Origin of the sequence: Bradyrhizobium sp. BRP22, from assembly GCF_020194175.1 — a bacterium.
GTDB lineage: Bacteria > Pseudomonadota > Alphaproteobacteria > Rhizobiales > Xanthobacteraceae > Bradyrhizobium.
Map to the genome: position 1 here is coordinate 123,647 of NZ_JADYVX010000013.1, position 17,963 is coordinate 141,609.

The window sequence follows — 17,963 nt, forward strand, 5'->3', positions numbered from 1 at the left end:
AATTTGATCAGGATATTGTATCAATGTCGTACGAGTCTGAGGAACTGGTCCATGAGATCCAGAGCCGGCGCGCCAAAACCGGCATGAGCCAGCGCGCGCTGGCGGATCGCACAGGCCTGTCGCAAGCGCACATCTCTCAAATGGAGACAGGCCGCCTCGAACCAGGGCTGTCGAGTTTCCTCCGGATCGCGCGCGCGCTCGATCTCGAAGTCGTCCTTGTGCCCAAGAAATTTCTGCCAGCCGTGGAGGGCATCATCCGTCAGCCGGCCGAGGATCGCTTTTCTCCTGAGCAAGGCGAGGCCGCGCTGCGCGAAATCGAGCGAGGTGAACGTCTCGTCATCAAACTGAAGCACCTGTACGGCAGCTCGGCCGACCTCGACCGTATTGCCGAAAGTCTGCGGTTTTTCAAGCACGCCCCGCTTCGTCAGAATGATCTCAAGATTGTGGTTGATGCCATCAACAAGCTAAAGCGGTATCAAGCAAGCCCGCAATCGAAAGGCACCGTTGCCGCCATTTCCAGAGAGCTGCGCGACCTTCGCAATCACCTGGTGCACAACCCCTCCGAAGCGCCGAGGTCAGCATATGCAGTAGACGATGAGGACGACGATGCCTGATGTATCCGTCTTGAACGTTCAGCTAGGAGGCCGCGCCGTCGGCACGATCACGCACGTGCAGGGCAATCGCAACCTCTTCGCATTCGATCAGGCTTATATTGACGACGCCAATCGGCCGACCCTGAGCCTGTCTTTCAAGGACCAATATGGCGGGCTTATCACCGACTTCAAACCCGTCGGTCAGGTTGTTCCGTCGTTCTTCTCGAACCTGCTACCGGAAGGGCCGCTCCGAAAGTACCTCGCCGAACGGGCGGGCGTGAAAGAGCACAGCGAGTTCTTTCTGCTGTGGATGCTCGGTCAGGACTTGCCCGGCGCTGTGTCCGTTCGCCCGGCTGACGGCGAGGAACTGCCGCCGCAGGTCGAAGCAGAAACGACGCCAGAAGAGCGGAGAAACATGCTGCGATTTTCTCTCGCCGGCGTTCAACTCAAGTTCTCGGCGCTGCAGAACGGAAAGAAGGGAGGCGGCCTCGTTATTCCGGTCGAAGGCGTGGGCGGTTCATGGATCGTGAAACTGCCGTCGCAACAGTATCCGGGCGTCCCGGAGAACGAGTACTCCATGATGACTCTCGCGAAAGCGATGGGCATGGATGTCCCCGACCTTGAGTTGCTGGACCTTGAGGCCATCGACGGACTGCCGGAAGGCATCGGCGAGTTGAAAGGACAGGCGATGGCCATCAGGCGGTTCGATCGCGGCGAGAAGGGGCCCGTCCACATCGAAGACTTCGCACAGGTGTTCAGCATCTATCCGGAAGGCAAATACGAACACGCCACCTACCGCCGCATAGCCGGCGTGCTGGGCATTGAGACCGGCGATGCCGATATCGCGGAGTTTATTCGCAGGCTCGTGTTCAGCGCCCTGATCGGCAACGCCGACATGCACCTCAAGAACTGGTCCCTCATTTACACCGACGGGAAGACGCCGACCCTGTCGCCCGCATATGACCTGCTTTCGACGATACCCTACATTCCGGATGACACGATGGCGCTCAAATACTCGCGCACGAAAAAGATGAGCGAGTTCTCGAAAGACGAGCTGAAACACCTGGCAGCCAAAGCGAGGCTGCGCGAGAAGCTGGTGCTCGATACGGCCGCAGAGACGGTTCAGCGCTTCAAGACGCTCTGGGCGACTGAAAAGAAAAACCTGCCGCTTGAAAAGAAGGTCGTTGATATCATCGACGCTCATGCCGCGTCGATTCCGCTCTATACCGAGCTGTAGCATGGCCTATGACTTCGGAAATTTGTCGCCCGTCGATTTCGAGGATCTTGTTCGCGATCTTGTTGGGCGGGAATTCGGCATCCGATTCGAGGCCTTTGCGCCGGGACCCGACGGCGGAGTCGACGGCCGCCACTCTAAAGGCGCGTCGGCCATGATACTTCAGGCCAAACATTATGCACGCTCTTCGTATGCCTCGCTGAAGGCGCAGATAAAGCGCGAGAGCGCATCGATTGCCAAGCTGAATCCGGACCGTTACGTCCTGGCCACATCCTGCCCGCTCACGCCTTTGAATAAGTCGGAGCTTGCCGGCTTTATCGGGCCGGCGCTCAAAAGCGAAGCCGACATCCTTGGACCCGGTGACCTGAATGGGCTGCTGAGGAAATACCCGGATATCGTAAAATCCCACATCAAGCTCTGGCTGTCCGACGCGGCGGTCCTCGATCGTATCGTCCGGTCGGCGGCTCATGCCTTCAACAGGATGACAAAGAAGGAGATCGAGGCGAAGGTCCGGGTTTATGCGCCCAATCCAAGTTTCGATGGCGCACGCGATACGCTCGAATCGAACCATGTCGTCATTATTTCGGCACCGCCGGGCGTCGGGAAAACGACCCTGGCTGAAATGCTCTGCTACGCATATAGCGGCGAGGGATGGGAGCTGATCTCCATCCGCAGCCTGGAAGACGGGCTCGCCGCGATTGAGGATCAAACCAAACAGATCTTTCTATTCGACGATTTTCTCGGGAAGGTCGCCCTCGACCGCCACGCGCTGGCGCATAAGGATTCAGAGCTGGCGAGATTCATTAAACGCGTCCGCAATTCGCCGAATGCGCGGTTCATCCTCACCACGAGAGCGTATATCTTCGAAGAGGCGCGCCAGATTTCGGAATATCTGGCGGACCGGCGACTGGATATTAGCAGATATGTTCTCGACGTCGGCATCTATACCCGCCGTATCAAGGCCCTCATTCTTTACAACCATCTGCTGGTAGCGGGTACGCCTTCCGACCATATCGCGTCGCTGGTCAGCAGCGGTGAGCTTGCAAGAATTGTCGATCACAAGAACTTCAATCCGCGCATCATCGAATGGATGACCGATGTGAACCGCATCGGCGACAGTGCGGCCGACGCCTATCCCGCGGCATTCATTAATGCGCTCGATCATCCCGGTCAGTTGTGGGACATTGCATTTCGCACGCATATCTCCAAGACACGCCAGCATCTCCTGATCGCGCTGTTTTTCGGGTCCGAATACGGCATGACCGTCGAGGATCTTCGGGATGCTTACGAGAGCCTTCACCCCCGCCTTTGCGCCAAATATGGCAACGGTCATGGCCCCAAGGATTTCGAGGAATCCTTAAGAATCCTTGAGGGTGACTTCGTCTCGATCAGGGGATCTCACGTCGGTTTCGTCAATCCTTCTTTGCGCGACTATCTCACGGGCTATCTAGTGACGAGCCGTTGCTTCTGGAGATTGCGCGGAGTGCCCGCCAAACCGACTGGGCTGAAGCCGTCTGGCGATTTGGCGTCAAGATGCCGCTCGCTGGTGACGCGCTCACCAAGTTTGCCCTCTGCTTTGCCGATGTTGCGCAGGAGTTTCCGAAATTGCCGACCTGGATGGTCGTCAAAAGAGAGCATATCTCACAGCGCTATGCGAAGGGGCTTTCGAACACGGATCGTATCAAGTTACTGATCCGATGGTGGGGAGAGACGAACGACACGCGGTTTTCCGATGCCGCATTTGAATTGTCCCAATCGCCTGTCAGCGGCCTCGATTCCTGGCGCGACGGCGAAGAGGCAATTGAATTGATCGCGAAACTAAGGGATGGCGATTACTTCGAGGAGCTGCCACGCGCCGATGAGATGGCGGACCATCTCGAAGCGGCCGCAGTTGCCATGCTCGAAACGAACCTGACCTCCGAAGAGCTGGAGAAAATATCGGACGCGGTCGATGACTGGAGACGTCATCTGACCGACCAGCTTTTCCATGCCGTCGATGACGCGATCCGGTATGAAATCGAGAATGTCGGGACGGTCGTCGAAGAAATGGATTCAGAGTCAACGCTGCTGGAGCATATCGATACGATCAATAAGCTCGGAGAGCGCGTGGGACTGAGCTCGCAAGCGGTATCGCGCGCCATTGAGAGAGTGAAGGATCGCATAACGAAGCTTGAGGAGGAGACCGAAGTTTCGGATTCTCCGTCATTCCCGGGTTCAAAGGCCAAAGCGAACGATGTGTTTGACGATACGGCGCTGAAGAACCTGTTCACACCGCTTATCCAGTCAAACGATGCGGCGTAAGTTTAGGGAATTCAGGCGAAGCCCATCTTTTTCCGGCGGCTGTTGCGGGCCCGGCGCAGACCTGCCCTCAGGAGGCGTTCGTGCATGGATAGGGGCGTCAGCGCGTACTGCTCTAGATAGTCCGTTGCGAGCTCATCCTTCAGGATGACCTGACTGGAAAGATGCCCGATGAAGGAAGGGCATGTTTTCCTGCCCGGTCCGACCAGTTCAAGCTTGCGGTCGCCGCTGAATTCAAGCCACTCGCGCAGAATCTGGTTAATGTGCGCATCACCGCACCCGTCGCCGATGCAGATCAGATGCGAGACACGGAGCAGGTGGGTGCGGAACTGATTCAGGATCGCTGGCGGCAGCACCTGCGTCGAGCGCTTGTCGAACTTATAGGCGCCCGACAGGATCGTCCGCCCGAGAAACTGCATTTCACCAGTTTCGTCAGCGTAAGCGATCTAGTTTATCGCCTTGACCTTTCCGCTCCCATAGCCGGGCGCCGCGAATAAAAGCTGTTCGTTCGCGGCGCGGAGCGATCCCAGAACGCCGCCGACGCCATCGCCGACGGGTGCCAGCTTGACAAGGTCGTGGCTGTCACGCGCGGTGAACACGTCGAGCGCGCCGTGAATCTTGATCAGGTTTATGCCGGACTCGTTCAGGTTCCGGAAATCAAACCCCGCTTTCTCAAGGCGCTCGACCGGTACCGTGCTGATCGGCAACTCGCCGATCTTGTTTCCGGCCGAATCCCTCAGCGGGAGCGTGCCGGTACCGGAGAAACCGCAATCGAGCCGGATGCCATACCGGGCAGCCAGGCATTCAATGACCAAGTCATGATTGAGCGAGAAGATCCACAGGGGTGCGTTCTGCTGTGCCAGGCCGGCGATGTCTTCGAGATACCGCGGCGACCTGCCTATGAACGCTTCGTTGTGAACGTGGCGGTACCAGAGCAGATGGTAGACGAGCTCGACCAGCCACGAATAAAGCCCGTGATAGGCTTGCCGGACATGGCCAGGCCTCGCGTTGACGGGCTGCTGGAAATGCACTTCCAGATTCCCGAGGATGTTTTCGTAGTGCATCGAGCCGTCGAGCAGCGATGCCACGAGGGTATCGATGACCTCGTCCGGATTTCCGCTACCCTGGGCGTGCCAGCCCTTGTTCAGCTCGCGCAGCTTGTCCGGCGTGAGCCACGCCCTGATTTCCGCGCTCAGATCCCATACCAGCGGCATGCCGGATTCAAACGAAGCGCCAGCCAAGGACATGGCTTCGGACTACGAGCGTGCCGATCCGATACAGAGCTACGCCGAGCGGCGTGGAATCACCTTCCGCGAACGCATGGCCGAGATCGTGCTCAAGGTCGTGCCCGAGAAGGTGCGCAACATGTTCGATGGCAAACGCTCTCGTGGAGAGTGCCTGGCCCGGACAGCGGCTGGACGCCGGAGCGGGAAACGCCGGAAAGGGAAAGAAGCGGTACGGACCGCGAGTGGCCGGTACCGACCGGATCGTTACGTCGCGCGAACCACCCTCGAACGTGCCTTCGCCGATTTCCGCACTTTCGTAGCGGTCGGAGGGTCGGGCCAAGGGAAGACCAGCTGGTCGTCCCACCTCTTGGCCTCGCCGCCGGAAGGTTTCGTAACGCTGCTGGTACCCGCCGAACAGATCGCCGCGTCGGATCGCAGTCCCGTGGACACAATCGCCCGGCTACTCACCGCGCGACCTCTCGGCCGCGTCCCGCAGCACGAGATAGACCGGTCGATCTGGGAATGGCTCGAGGCTGGCAATAGACTTCTCATAGTCGATGGGCTCGATCGGGTACGTGCCAACGTTCTCGAAATTCTCTCACAGTGGCTGGGATCGGCAGTCGACATCACACGAAAAGCATCAGTGAGGCTTGTCCTGACGGCCCGCCAAGAGGTTTGGAAGCTCGTCCGCAGCCAGCTTCCGGGATTTGAGGAGAGACTGTTTCGGCCGGAGGAAACCAACGAGGAATCGCCGAGCTACCTGCTCGGAGATCTCGATTCGGAGGCTGCAGAGGAGGTTTATGGCGTCTACGGTGTATCTCCGGCGCAGCATCGCGGGGTCAGGCTAAGGAGCCCGTCGCTCATTGCTCTCTTCGCGGGACTGAAGGCGAGTGTACCCGCAGTTGTAACGAGACTTAGCATTCTGGAAGCCCAGCGCCTTGAGGTCGAGCGCGAACTGCGGTCTGCCGGGGTTGGCGCCATTGTTGCCAGCAAGGTGTTATCTTGGCTTGGCGACCAGCTTCGGGCTTCTACCGACGGTTGGATTGAAGCAGCAGACGGATCGAGCCTTACCGAGCCTCTCGATGCCCTGGTCGCAAGTGACCGGCTGATCCTGCAAGACGGATCCCTTCGGATAGACTCGGATGACCTCGCAGAAATGCTGCTGGCGCGAAGGCTAACGCAAGAAGATATCATTCGTAGCCTCGACGGCGGCCGTACTGATCCCATTTTCATGGGTGCGGCGTCTCTCACTATAGCGATGTCTGAGTCCGAGGGTGGTGTCGACGCAGCGCTTGGCGCGCTGCTCAATCATGCGCCGCCGGGGCTGAGCGGTCGCCTCGATGCGGCCGCGGGAGCAATTCTCGAGCTCCAGTCACCGGATCTGGTGGTCCATCGCGTTCGGCAGGCTGTGCAGTTGTGGAATGAACCCAACCACTTGCTTTTCGCGAGTACGCTCGGGACGATGATCAACGAAGTCGGTCTGCCCGGCCGCGCTCGGTTTGAGCTAGTGCTGCCGCTAATAAAGGGTGAAGACGCGGACGACTGGCGGGACAAATACTTGTGCGGCGACCTGCCCGGTCGGTGGATTTCACCATTCGCTACAGCAATCGAGCGTTCGATTTTGGAGGCTCCCGAGGGCATGTTGTCGGAAATCATCGGGCTGTTCGGGAGCGAAGACAGGACTGGGTCCGGCGTGGGACGTACATTGCTCTACCGTGCCGCCGAGCTATCACCTGGACTGGCGCTCGAGGCGGCTTGGTCCGCGCAGCGCGAGTTACCAGACGCGTTCTATTTGGCGTCGATCGCAGCGCCAGCAGCGGCTGCGCGCTTCCGCGCCAGCATCGAGCTCGACAGCCCTGCGACGGCCAGCTTTGTTGTCAGGCGACTGCGGATGGTTGCTCATCACGACGGCTGGTAGAGCGCGGAAACGAGAGGGCCGATGCAGTGAGGGACGCGGCCGACACAATACTTAGCCGCATCTCGGATTCCTCGTTGCGTGCCACGCTGCTGATTGTGAGGCTTGAGGCCGAGCGATCCGCGCAACTGCTTGATGAGCTTCGCGCACAGTGGATGGACATCCCGGACGAATTCTACTGGTCCGCGCTTCGGCGCTCCCTTCAAACGGAAACGTGCCATTCCGGAAGACTTATCTGCGATCCGTCATTGATCAAATCGAAATCGGTGATCATATGATCCGAACTATAAGTCGATACCGCCCCCTAAAACAGGTTATTGTAGGGAAAAAGCGTACCCGCGACCGGTGCTCGCAGTTTTGGACCTAAATGGCGCACCCGACACGATTCGAACGTGTGGCCTTCGCCTTCGGAGGGCGACGCTCTATCCAGCTGAGCTACGGGTGCTTACTGCTTACGCAGTGCTTACGCGGATTTCGCGTATGAGTGACCCCCAACGCGTAGCCCTCGCAAGCCATTGCAGTACAATACTCTTTCTTCCTCGCTTTTCGCACCAGCGGCTTGATACATGCCTTCGGAGGCATTTCGGCGAGGGAGAGTAAGACGGCCTTCGGCGTCAACGATCCTGAACAGCTGGATCAGGCGCCTGAGCAATATGCCCCAACAATTTGGAACCCGATCGTGCTGGCAAAGAGGGACACGAATGAAATCGATGCTGTCACTCGAAGGCTGCTGGATGAAAATTGAACCAAGAGGCCTTTCGCGCCCCCTCGACCTAAGTAGGGCCGGGCCGCAGTGGATCTTGAGGCGTTTCGCCAAAATCGAAAACAGCAGAAAGTAGCGCCGCGACTTTCAGCCCCGCTATGTCGCTTGATCAAACTCGACCACGACAGGCTGGAAAGCGATGCTCGCTCACCAACTGTGGGAAACGATACAGTCGCTAAGTTCGTGGCCATGCTCGATGAGCCGCACACGGAAATAATGGCCCTCACTTCCAATGTGTCGGCGGCACGCGTTGACTATTATGGTGCTAACGAGATGTGTTGCGCTTGTGAGCGGCTCGGCGCTTATGTCGTAATCATCCGGCGAGGGCCGCCTTGCTGAGAGCGTCTGAAGGCTGCAAGTCCTAGTGCAAGCACTAGGAGTAGTCCTATGACAACGCAGCGTGTTGAGGTGATCACGTCGGTCGAGCGACGTCGGCGCTGGTCTCGGGAGGAGAAGGAGCGGCTGGTCGCGGCAATGTTGGAGCCGGGAGCCAGTGTTTCAGAGATCGCGCGGTTGGCCGGCATCCATGTGAGCCAGCTTTTTCGGTGGCGCAAGCAGCTCTGCCGGATCCCCGCGCCGTCCGCCCAATTCATTCCCCTGGAGATCGTTGAGGCGCTGCCACCACCGCCGACGCCGGCGGCGTCGCCAACCACAGCGCCGTTGAAGCCGGTATCCACACATCGTCCGCGCCGGAAGCCCAGCATGGTGACGGTCGAGCTTGGCGGTGGGCGCCGCCTGCGGGTCGAGAGTGACGTCGACACCGAGGCGCTCGGCCGGATCCTCGATGTTCTGGAGCGGCGATGATCCCGATTCCTTCCGGCGTGCGGGTGTGGCTGGCGACCGGCCACACCGATATGCGCAAGGGCTTTCCGTCCTTGGCTTTGCAGGTGCAGGAGGTGCTCAAGCGCGATCCGCTGAGCGGGCATCTGTTCTGCTTCCGCGGACGCCGCGGTGACCTTTTGAAGGTGATCTGGCATGACGGCCAGGGGGCCTGCCTGTTCACGAAGCGACTGGAGCGGGGGCGGTTCATTTGGCCAAGCCCGGCGGACGGCGCGGTGACGATCTCGGCGGCGCAACTCGGCTATCTTCTGTCCGGAATCGATTGGAGAAACCCGCAGGAGACCTGGCGTCCGACCTCGGTCGGGTGACGGTTTTGCCTTTGAAAGAAGGGGTGGATGTGATTCCGTCGGCTTGTGAACGCCGCCCCTGATTCGCTCCCGACTGATCTTGCCGCCGCCCACGCGATGATCCTCGCCGAGCGCGCGGCCCGCCGTGAAGCCGAGGCGCTGGCCGCCCGCGCGCAGGCTGTGAACGCGCATTCGGATGCGCTGATCGCACGGCTGCGGCTGGAGATCGAGAAGCTGAAGCGCGAGATCCATGGTAGCCGCTCGGAGCGGAAAGCGCGGCTGCTTGAGCAGATGGAGTTGCAGCTCGAGGAGCTGGAGGCCGACGCCGGCGAAGACGAACTGGCAGCTGAGATGGCGGCACGGTCGTCGACGGTCAGGGCCTTCGCGCGCAAGCGTCCCTCAAGGAAGCCGTTTCCTGACCATCTGCCGCGCGAGCGCGTCGTCATCGCCGCACCCTCAAACTACCCATGCTGCGGTTCGGCCAAGCTGGCGAAGCTGGGCGAAGACATCACCGAGACGCTCGAAGTGATCCCGCCAATGGAAGGTGATCCAGACGGTGCGCGAGAAGTTCTCCTGCCGCGAATGCGAGAAGATCACGCAGCCGCCTGCACCCTTCCACGTGACGCCGCGCGGCTTTGCCGGGCCGAACCTGCTGGCGATGATCCTGTTCGAGAAGTTCGCGCAGCACCAGCCGCTGAACCGGCAGAGCGAGCGCTATGCCCGCGAGGGCATCGACCTCAGCCTGTCGACGCTGGCCGATCAGGTCGGGGCGTGCACGACCGCGCTGCGACCCGTCCATGAGCTGATCAAGGCCCATGTGCTTGCCGCCGAGCGGCTGCACGGCGACGACACCACGGTGCCGATCCTGGCCCGCGGCAAGACCGATACGGGGACGCATCTGGACCTATGTCAGGGATGATCGGCCGTTCGGTGGACAAGCGCCGCCGGCGGCACTCTATTATGCCTCGCGCGATCGGCGGCAGGAACATCCCGAGTGCCACCTCAAGGCCTTCACCGGCATTCTGCAAGCCGATGCCTATGGCGGCTATAATCCGCTGTTGAAGGCCGACCGTGCCCCGGCTCCGCTGACGCAGGCGCTGTGCTGGGCGCATGCGCGCCGCAAGTTCTTCGTGCTCGCCGACATCGCCAGCAATCTTAAGCGCGGAAAGAACGCCACGCCGATCTCCCCCATTGCCCTCGAGGCGGTCAAACGCATCGACGCGCTGTTCGACATCGAGCGCGAGATCAACGGTCTTGCCGCCGGCGAACGCCTGAAACGACGCCAGCACGAGAGCCGGCCTCTTGTCGATGCGCTTGGGGAATGGATGCGGACCGAGCGAGCCAAACTATCCCGCAGCTCTCCGGTCGCCGAGCCGATCGACTACGTGCTGAAGCGCTGGGACGGGTTTACCTCCTTCCTCAGCGACGGGCGGATCTGCCTGACCAACAACGCCGCCGAACGGGCGCTGCGGGGTTTTGCTCTCGGCCGGAAGTCATGGCTCTTCGCCGGCTCCGATCGCGGCGCCGAGCGTGCTGCGTTCATCGCGACGCTGATTACAAGCGCCAAGCTCAACGACATCGATCCGCAGGCCTGGCTTGCCGATGTCCTCGCCCGCATCGCCGCCACGCCGATCACGCGGCTCGAGGACGTGCTTCCGTGGAATTGGAGCCCCTTGATGATCGCGGCAGGCAAAGCTGCCTGATCCGGGCTTTACCTTGCCCCGCTCTCACGATCACACAGAACAGGCCGTCCGTTGGGATATCGCAACTCCGCTCTCTAGACCCTCAAATACGTCGCCGAGATGCTCGATGAGGACGAAGAGTTCTTGCGCGATTGCTCGATCCAGTTGTTCTCCGAAGATGGTTGCATGAGCGCCTATGATAATTATCCCGCCTCCGAATTGAGCGAAGCCATCTTGGTCTTCACCGAAGACGGCATCGAGAACCTTCGGTATGTCATCGATGAGCGCAGGGCAGCGGGCGACGCACCGCCGAAACCGACCGCAGAAGACCGTCGCCCGAAGTCATAGCTACCGCGGCCTTGGCCGTATGGATACCTTATGTCGGCGGCCACGGGCTTATTTTGTTTCGCCCTTGGGTTATGCGGCCATGCCGAGGAACACCATTAGGGTTTGATTGAGCCGTACGTTATCCTCGTCGTCGAGACGACCAGCACGCCTGCCGAGCTTGGACTTGGGAACGGCTATGAGGTTGTCTACGTCAGCCAGCATGTCGAGAGCAAGCCGTTGCGCTGATTCGCCGACAATGAGCCGGAACAACGGCGCATCCGCCAGATCGGTGGTGAAGGCGCAAATGGTGATGGAGTAGGGCGCATCGAAACGGTCGTCTTACACCATGGCGACCGGGCGCCCGCTTGCCTGCCTAATCCTCGCCGCCAGCGACGGTCCAGATCTCGCCGCGTCTCATTCGTCCAGGTCGGACACGTCGATGAAAGCCTGATCCTCGCGGGCATGGCTGCTGGCCGCAACAGCAACTGACTGAGGATGAGCCTGGGTTTGCGGAAGGTGGAGACGGCACATCGGATAACCAACTCTGGATAGGTCGCAACGCGTGCGCCCGCAGCCTCTCGCGATGTTCCCGCACCTTCAGCCGACCAGGCTTGGCCTTGATGCCGTCATCGTCGACCCTCCATGTTTTGTTACATGTAACCCAGCCCAATCCCATCCGGTTGGCCAACCTCTTTTGCCGATTGCCTCGAGGGCTGCGCCGGTAACTCCGAACACGACAAGCGAAATTCTCTGTCGTGGACGATCGCATTTCAACAAGACGTTCCGGAAAGGCTAAAACGTCGAGCGCGCAGCGCTGCTGAAAAATCGTCTCGGAATGGGCCAGCCGATAAGCGGCGTGGGCCCCGCAATTGCGATGGCGTGCACTTGCGTCCTGCTGCTCTCAAGCATGCCTGCGGGGAGATGCGCTGCGCTCGCGGTGGAATCGAATGAGCTTCTAGGAGACCAACAAAACAGCTTGAATCTGACGTTGCGTCAGGTTGTAGGCTTGAAAAATCTTGACAAAAGCCACACCCGCGCAAGCGTCCATTGCTCATTCGCACTATGCGACGTCAGCATTGAGAGGTTCGTATTTCGAACGCATGAAGTGCGAGCATCCTCCTGACGCGCTCAGCCAGTGTGCTTTTCGAGGGGCTGCGTCACTTCGTGTGATGGCAGGTCGAAACCGATTAGGGTCAGGGCAGATCGAAGATCGCACAACTAGAGGGCTCGTAGTGGTGCGCCGTGGGGGTAAATCATTCCGTGGAAGCGCTTGGGGCGGCCGGCCTGCCCTATGTGGGTGAGGCGAGAGCCGCACTGGCTGGGCCGCGTGGCACGTTGCGGCCTTCTTAGGACCACGCACGCGCGTGGACCGATCTTCATATGCGAGTGGCGAGAGCGCCGCATTCAGGTACCACCGCGAAGGAGCTGAACTTCTGTGACATCTTACTGCTTTCTCCTCGCCTCCTGGGGCACCTTGGGAAATCTCAGTCCGCTGCTCACCGCTGCCCGGCGGTTGCGCCGGCATGGTCACCATGTTCGGGTCATTGCGGACCCCGCTATGCGTGCAGAAGTTGACGCCGCCGGCTTCGAGTTCATCTCGTGGCGGAACGCCCCAATCGGTGAGGCTGCGGATCCAGCAGATGTTTCGAACTTGCGAGACCGGATGCGAAGGGTCGTCTTTGAGCCTTGCTCTGCTTACGCGACCGATATTCGGGACGAAATTGGCCGCCTACCAACGGATGCCGTCCTTAGCGTCGATTTTCTATTCGGAGCGGCACTCGGAGCGGAAGCGTCCGGCGTTCCCCTCGCGTTTCTTTCACCTCACGTCAGCCTTCGGATCCTGCCGGGAATACCGCCGGCGACATCTGGATTGGGCCAGCCAAAAACGCCAGAGGAGCGCGCCGAGGTGGCAGCAGCCTGTGCCGCTCTCAATGACGCGATGAATGCGTCCCTTCCTATCCTCAATCGGGCCCGCGTTGATTTCGGACTTCCCGTTCTTCCGGACGTTATGGATCTGTTCGACCGGGCTGACCGAGTTCTGCTCGCGACCAGTCGTGCCTTCGACTTCGAAGCCTCCTCCCTTCCGGACAATTTCCGCTATATCGGACCGCTGCTCGATGTGCCGAATTGGTCAAACTTCTGGCAGGCACCATGGCCCGCGCAGCGTGATCGTCCCCGCGCGCTGATCGCCTGTAGCACAGGTGCACAGAACCAGCGCGATCTGTTCCAGCGCGTCATCGACGCTGTCGGGAAGATTGAGATTGATGCTGTTTTCACAGCAGGCCCGAATCTGGACGTGGTCGACTTTCGCGCCCCTCAGAACGTGAATTTGATGCACGGTGCTCCCCATAACTCCGTCATGGCGGACGTTTCGCTGGTCATATCGCAAGGCGGTCACGGCACCGTCACCCGTTCACTGATCAACGGCTTGCCGCAACTCGTTCTGCCAATGGCACGAGACCAGTTGGCCAACGCCGCGCGAGTTGAGGCGAAGGGTGTGGGACTTCGATTGGGACCGACGGCTTCCGAACAGGAGATAGCGGCAGCGATAAACCGGCTGATCACCGAACCGCAATTCAAAGTTGCAGCCCGGAAGCTTGGTGATGCTATTAGGGTCGACATCGATGCATCTGGACTTGTCAACGAGATGGAGCTTCTCGGCGCCCTCGGACATCAGCGACGCAGCCACTCGTGAAGTAGGTTCGCGCGGGACCGGCCTGACGATCAGCGAAACGGCGACTGTTGGATGAATTGGTTCTCGGTGATGAAAACACTTGCCTCCTGGGACCGGCGCCCGCCTAGGCACTAATCAAAGAAAAGCTCGCCTTGCGCATTCATTCCGATTCATTCGCCTTTACCTTCTTGCTTGGTCTTATGGCGTCCTTGCCGACGTTTGGCATTGACACAATCCTCCCAAGCCTTTCGGCCACGGGAGACGATCTCGGAGCGACCTCGGCCGAAATGGGTTTGGCGATGAGCGTCTATTTCGTGAGCTTGGGAGCCACTGCCCTCGCTTACGGGCCGATATCGGATCACCTCGGTCGCAAGCCTATCGTTCGGTTTGGCTGTGTACTTGTTGTCTGCGCAAGCGTGGGCTGCATGCTGGCAATTTCATTGCCCCAGCTCCTGATTTTTCGCGTGATCGGGGGAGCCGGCGCTTCCGCCACTGCAATTGCTGCCTTTGCAATTGTCAGAGATATCTTTGATGGTGAGGCCGCAGCCGCAAAGATGGCTAACCTGGTTTTAGCAATCTACATCGTCCCAATGATAGCACCGACCATCGGCGCGATCCTCCTTGCTTTCGGTAACTGGCGGGCTATCTACCTCGTGCCAATCGCAGGGGCATTGGTGCTGCTTGTGGCAATGTCAGGCCTCAGCGAGAGCGCGAGGATTGATCCGAACGTTAGGCTCAGCCCTGCGGCGATCGTCCGGAACTATCTTCGCATTCTGCGGCATCCCATCTGCATGGGCAACATCCTTTGCAACGCGGCGGCTGCCGGAGCGATGTTCGCTTACTTCACCGGCTCATCCCTATTCTTCATTAACGCTCTTGGTCTCAAGCCGTATGAATATGGTGTGATCTTCGCAGCAAGTTCGCTGGCCGTCATGGCCGGGACCCGGGTCAGCGGAAAACTCAGCCGGTGGGGACTATCGCCCGCGCAAGTCATTGCGACCGGGCTCGTAATCTCGACCATCCTGGCCGCATCTCTGCTCGTTATGGCGATCGCGGGAGGCAACTCGGCTGTTGTCGTGGTGTTGGTAATGGTCGGCGTCGCATTGTCGTTCGGCTTGATCTCGCCGCATGCTACGAACGAGGCACTGCGGCAGATACCCGAGATCGTAGGCTCCATTAGTGCCGCAAGAGCTTTCGTGCAAATGGCCGCCGCCGCTTCATCAAGCGCAATGGTCGCTGCTCTTTTTGACGGGCATTCCGCATTTTCGATGGCGCTAGTGATGTTTGCTTTCTGCTTGTTGGCGATCGCCGCTTACGTCGGAATCGTTCGTGCCCCGAAGGATTGAGCCGATGTTCATGGAAAGCAGGCCAAGCTCAGGAGGAAAGACCGTGATCTCTTATGACAAGTTGAAGCCCGTCCAGTTGAGCCGCGACGGTATACGTTTGGCCCACGTTGAGGCCGGACCTGCAGCCGCGCAAGTCCCTCCGCTGCTCCTTGTGAATGGCTGGACAGGTGACCATGGTATCTTCGCGCCCCAGATCGCCCACTTCGCTCAAAGCCGTCGGGTCGTGGCCGTCAATCTTCGCGGTCACGGCTTCAGCGATGCTCCCCGGCAAGACTACACGATCGAAGGATTGGCGGACGATGTCGCTTGGCAGTGCGCGGAACTAAAACTGCACAAGCCCGTTGTCATTGGCCACAGCATGGGAGGCCGGATTGCGCTCGAACTTTGCGGCCGCTATCCGGATCTGGCGGCAGGCATGGTGATGATCGATACAATTGTTATGCCACCCCCGATGTTGCGCGAATCTCCCGAAGTTCGGACGCTGCTGGAAGGCATCGGTGGGCCCGACTATCTGTCGGTCTTAAAGGCGAACGCATGGGAGCTTGGCTGCGATTTCGAAGATCCCGCACGGCGGAAGATGATCTACGAAACCTATGTACTTCCGCCTTGCGAGAGAATGCCACAGCATGTGGCCCATTCGATGATCCGGAACGCTATCCTGAACTATGATCCAGTCCCGGCTGCAGAGGCCTGCCGGATCCCCATGGCTTACATTTCGGCCGATGTTCCGCTGGTCAACATGGCACGTGACCTCGATCGGCTTCAGGAGATCTGTCCACAGCTGGTCATAGCGAAGACGATGCTCGCCGGACATTATAACACGATTGAGGTCGCAGATCAGGTGAATGCCATGATCGATCGCTTCCTAACGGTCGGCCTCCATCGGTGCAGACACTGACGTGGAAGCCTTGAGCCGTTCAGGACACTACGAAGCGGTCTTCCCTGGCAACGGAATGGCGATCCGTTCCGCAGTGCCCGAGACGCAAGTTTGGCGCTTTCCAAGTTCAAGGCGGACAACATCGAACGTGAAGTGAGGCCGCAGTCCCCGATGTAGAGCCTGGAGGTCGACGGAAGCCGTCTCGCGCAGCGTTCCGTGAGCGCGCATGTGACCGCCGTGGAAGCGAAGGCGCCTAGGCGGAGTGGCTTTGGCGGATTTTTCAAGGCGATCGCAACGGCGCCGAGGATCAATGGCCTGGCTCTTACGGGCAAACCAACATTCAGAAGGAAGCGGGATTGATTCAGGCCGAAAAGGACGTGGTCGAGCACATGCTCGAATCATTAACGATCAGCTCTCTGCAGACTGGCGTTGCACCCAGCAACGAACAGGTTACTTATCATTTTGAGCTAGCATGCGAGAGGGTCGGACTTATCGTTACCCTTGCGTCTACGATCCGGATCTTTAAGCGCCTCGCACGTGAGATCCACAAGGCGCAGTCGGTGCTCGAGTTCATCGGTCGCGGCGCGGATCAAATGCAGTGAGCGAGCGGATGAGACTCTTTGCACGTGCGCAGCACAAACTTGACCCATTGATCCTCGTCATAGCGGGTATCGGTCCCCACTTTGAGTTCTACGTAACCCTATGAGTCTGCTCGGTTCTGGATCACGTTGGGCCTCGAAAACTGTCTACACTGCCGACGAGTTCGCCATCGATGAACTCAGCCAGGCGCGCTGAACCTCAGATAAAATAAAGGCTTGATGCCCGCAATTCCAAGCGGCGCGATTAAGCGCATTGGGTTTCTTGCCGGAAGTCGGTTGAGGGAGTGCAACTAATCAAACCATTTCTGACAACGCGCAGAGGTCCCGATCTTCCAGCCGCTGTGGATCTCAAGGCCGGTCGCGTCGAGTGCAGAGCTCGTTCGATACCGTTCGAAGCTGCCGCCGAACCTTGAGGTCGCAGAGGCCTGACTCCGTCGCTGCGGTTCTGAGTTGCCTTGATCTCCGGCTAGCGACGAAAAGGCTAGTTCGAGTTTGCAGCTTCTCAGAACAAAAAGCTCGCCCAATCTATGAAAACGACGTTAGGACGGCCATCGGCGCAGCTTTGATACACGCGATCAGCTCTTCGGGCGGGTGACCGGGCTGCCCTCCTATTTCTCGCTGAAGCCGATATTGAGGACGTCTTGCTTCGTCGTCGGCGTGAGTGCCTCTCGGGCGACATTATGCTCATAATCGGGTTTCGTCCTGCTTCCGATCTTGCCGAGAGTGATCAGGCTCCTCGTCGGCCTTCGAAAATCGTCAGGGGCATTTCGCATTCTTGGTGTGATTGCCGAGCTGTGGCCAGACATGTCAGCAATTTGCTCGCTCTGGGAGTGCACATTGGAGAGCAAGAACCGCTCAGAGCGGGACCCTCTGCCGACCATTTGCACTCCTGAGGAAATTGAGCGCAAGGAGTGGTCCAGCAGTCGCTTCGGCCCGAAATTAATCTTCGAAATTAGGAAAGCCGTATGCCTATCATATGCGCCAGTGCCAGGACCAATAACCAGAGCGGCGTGTTCCAGCCGAGGCTGTTAACCCCAGAAAAGCAGTTGGCTTCGGCAGTCGAATCATCAATGGAATCTATCTCCCGTTCATTGGAGCCAAGTCTGGCGATAGCCGTGCTGGGTAAGGCCAAACGACACCTCATCGAGTGTGGCCCCCAATTGCAGAATAATCTTTTCCCTTCCTGAGTGGTGCCGGGCTTCGACTCCCACAGGAAGCTTAGTGCTAAGGACGCCCTGGTGCTCGAGTCTGTCCCCCGTGAAAGTGTCCGGACAACGTCCACCGAGCCCCGTCTGCTGCTTC

14 protein-coding genes, 1 tRNA gene and 3 pseudogenes are annotated in these 17,963 nt (G+C 59.3%); 14 read left to right on the plus strand and 4 right to left on the minus strand.

Translation table 11 applies throughout. The annotated features are described in order from the left end of the window. Positions 1-23: 23 nt before the first annotated feature. Genes I6F35_RS18505 through I6F35_RS18520 form a run of 4 tightly spaced genes read left to right on the plus strand, consistent with a single transcriptional unit; the run spans position 24 to position 4,128 of the window. Positions 24-614 carry a helix-turn-helix transcriptional regulator gene (locus I6F35_RS18505; protein WP_208830771.1) on the plus strand — a complete coding sequence of 197 codons (591 nt, stop codon included), beginning with the start codon at positions 24-26 and terminating at the stop codon, positions 612-614. Beyond that, complete coding sequence (locus tag I6F35_RS18510; RefSeq protein ID WP_208830769.1) at positions 607-1,830, plus strand: HipA domain-containing protein; 1,224 nt, start codon at positions 607-609, stop codon at positions 1,828-1,830. The genes I6F35_RS18505 and I6F35_RS18510 overlap by 8 nt, the downstream gene beginning before the upstream one ends. 1 nt (position 1,831) lies before the next feature. Beyond that, positions 1,832-3,520 carry a restriction endonuclease gene (locus tag I6F35_RS18515; RefSeq protein WP_225119106.1) on the plus strand — a complete coding sequence of 563 codons (1,689 nt, stop codon included), beginning with the start codon at positions 1,832-1,834 and terminating at the stop codon, positions 3,518-3,520. Then, positions 3,433-4,128: a hypothetical protein gene (locus tag I6F35_RS18520; protein ID WP_225119107.1), complete on the plus strand. Its 696-nt coding sequence runs from the start codon at positions 3,433-3,435 to the stop codon at positions 4,126-4,128. Before I6F35_RS18515 ends, I6F35_RS18520 begins: the two co-directional genes overlap by 88 nt. A gap of 11 nt (positions 4,129-4,139) precedes the next feature. On the opposite strand, the gene I6F35_RS18525 is transcribed toward I6F35_RS18520, so the two are convergent. After that, positions 4,140-4,544: a hypothetical protein gene (locus tag I6F35_RS18525; protein WP_225119108.1), complete on the minus strand. Its 405-nt coding sequence runs from the start codon at positions 4,542-4,544 to the stop codon at positions 4,140-4,142. Between the two features lie 27 nt (positions 4,545-4,571). Further along, a complete protein-coding gene (locus I6F35_RS18530) occupies positions 4,572-5,339 on the minus strand; it encodes a hypothetical protein (RefSeq protein WP_225119109.1) in 768 nt (255 codons plus the stop codon). Between the two features lie 22 nt (positions 5,340-5,361). Here I6F35_RS18530 and I6F35_RS18535 point away from each other — a divergent pair. Both I6F35_RS18535 and I6F35_RS18540 read left to right on the plus strand, forming a co-directional pair. Beyond that, positions 5,362-5,579 (plus strand): annotated as a pseudogene (locus I6F35_RS18535) (conjugal transfer protein TraA); the annotation flags it as partial. After that, entirely contained in the window at positions 5,524-7,269 is a 1,746-nt protein-coding gene (locus tag I6F35_RS18540) for an AAA family ATPase (protein ID WP_346283180.1), read from the plus strand. The pseudogene I6F35_RS18535 and the gene I6F35_RS18540, both read left to right, overlap by 56 nt. Before the next feature lie 365 nt (positions 7,270-7,634). Here the strand turns inward: I6F35_RS18540 and I6F35_RS18545 are convergent. Beyond that, positions 7,635-7,711: transfer RNA gene (locus tag I6F35_RS18545), tRNA-Arg, on the minus strand. 705 nt (positions 7,712-8,416) lie between these two features. On the opposite strand from I6F35_RS18545, the gene I6F35_RS18550 reads away from it, so the two are divergent. The 4 genes and pseudogenes from I6F35_RS18550 (at position 8,417) to I6F35_RS18565 (ending at position 11,186) form a co-directional block, all read left to right on the plus strand. Further along, the gene (locus tag I6F35_RS18550; protein ID WP_208831151.1) at positions 8,417-8,833 is read left to right on the plus strand and encodes a transposase; all 417 of its coding nucleotides are present in this window, start codon (positions 8,417-8,419) and stop codon (positions 8,831-8,833) included. Then, a complete protein-coding gene (gene tnpB, locus I6F35_RS18555; protein ID WP_208831149.1) occupies positions 8,830-9,177 on the plus strand; it encodes an IS66 family insertion sequence element accessory protein TnpB in 348 nt (115 codons plus the stop codon). Before I6F35_RS18550 ends, tnpB begins: the two co-directional genes overlap by 4 nt. Positions 9,178-9,273: 96 nt before the next feature. Further along, a pseudogene (locus tag I6F35_RS18560) lies at positions 9,274-10,859 on the plus strand (IS66 family transposase). Between the two features lie 99 nt (positions 10,860-10,958). After that, positions 10,959-11,186, plus strand: a complete 228-nt coding sequence (locus I6F35_RS18565; RefSeq protein ID WP_225119111.1) for a hypothetical protein — start codon at positions 10,959-10,961, stop codon at positions 11,184-11,186. Between the two features lie 69 nt (positions 11,187-11,255). Here the strand turns inward: I6F35_RS18565 and I6F35_RS40525 are convergent. Further along, positions 11,256-11,583 (minus strand): annotated as a pseudogene (locus I6F35_RS40525) (type II toxin-antitoxin system PemK/MazF family toxin). A 1,140-nt stretch (positions 11,584-12,723) separates the two neighbouring features. Here I6F35_RS40525 and I6F35_RS18580 point away from each other — a divergent pair. The 4 genes from I6F35_RS18580 (at position 12,724) to I6F35_RS18595 (ending at position 16,664) form a co-directional block, all read left to right on the plus strand. Beyond that, a complete protein-coding gene (locus tag I6F35_RS18580; protein ID WP_225119112.1) occupies positions 12,724-13,860 on the plus strand; it encodes a glycosyltransferase in 1,137 nt (378 codons plus the stop codon). A 131-nt stretch (positions 13,861-13,991) separates the two neighbouring features. Next, entirely contained in the window at positions 13,992-15,185 is a 1,194-nt protein-coding gene (locus I6F35_RS18585) for a Bcr/CflA family efflux MFS transporter (protein WP_225119113.1), read from the plus strand. 4 nt (positions 15,186-15,189) lie between these two features. Continuing rightward, positions 15,190-16,083 (plus strand): alpha/beta hydrolase, encoded by an 894-nt coding sequence (locus tag I6F35_RS18590; RefSeq protein WP_225119114.1) that lies wholly within the window; start codon positions 15,190-15,192, stop codon positions 16,081-16,083. A gap of 335 nt (positions 16,084-16,418) precedes the next feature. Further along, positions 16,419-16,664 carry a hypothetical protein gene (locus I6F35_RS18595; protein ID WP_225119115.1) on the plus strand — a complete coding sequence of 82 codons (246 nt, stop codon included), beginning with the start codon at positions 16,419-16,421 and terminating at the stop codon, positions 16,662-16,664. Positions 16,665-17,963 lie beyond the last annotated feature (1,299 nt).

Excerpts from the sequence above, each read along its gene's own strand:
- I6F35_RS18505 (WP_208830771.1), top strand. The coding sequence starts at position 24 with ATGTCGTACGAGTCTGAGGAACTGGTCCATGAGATCCAGAGCCGGCGC.
- I6F35_RS18510 (WP_208830769.1), top strand. The coding sequence starts at position 607 with ATGCCTGATGTATCCGTCTTGAACGTTCAGCTAGGAGGCCGCGCCGTC.
- I6F35_RS18515 (WP_225119106.1), top strand. The coding sequence starts at position 1,832 with ATGGCCTATGACTTCGGAAATTTGTCGCCCGTCGATTTCGAGGATCTT.
- I6F35_RS18525 (WP_225119108.1), bottom strand. The coding sequence starts at position 4,544 with ATGCAGTTTCTCGGGCGGACGATCCTGTCGGGCGCCTATAAGTTCGAC.
- I6F35_RS18530 (WP_225119109.1), bottom strand. The coding sequence starts at position 5,339 with ATGCCGCTGGTATGGGATCTGAGCGCGGAAATCAGGGCGTGGCTCACG.
- I6F35_RS18550 (WP_208831151.1), top strand. The coding sequence starts at position 8,417 with ATGACAACGCAGCGTGTTGAGGTGATCACGTCGGTCGAGCGACGTCGG.
- tnpB (WP_208831149.1), top strand. The coding sequence starts at position 8,830 with ATGATCCCGATTCCTTCCGGCGTGCGGGTGTGGCTGGCGACCGGCCAC.
- I6F35_RS18565 (WP_225119111.1), top strand. The coding sequence starts at position 10,959 with ATGCTCGATGAGGACGAAGAGTTCTTGCGCGATTGCTCGATCCAGTTG.
- I6F35_RS18580 (WP_225119112.1), top strand. The coding sequence starts at position 12,724 with ATGCGTGCAGAAGTTGACGCCGCCGGCTTCGAGTTCATCTCGTGGCGG.
- I6F35_RS18590 (WP_225119114.1), top strand. The coding sequence starts at position 15,190 with ATGTTCATGGAAAGCAGGCCAAGCTCAGGAGGAAAGACCGTGATCTCT.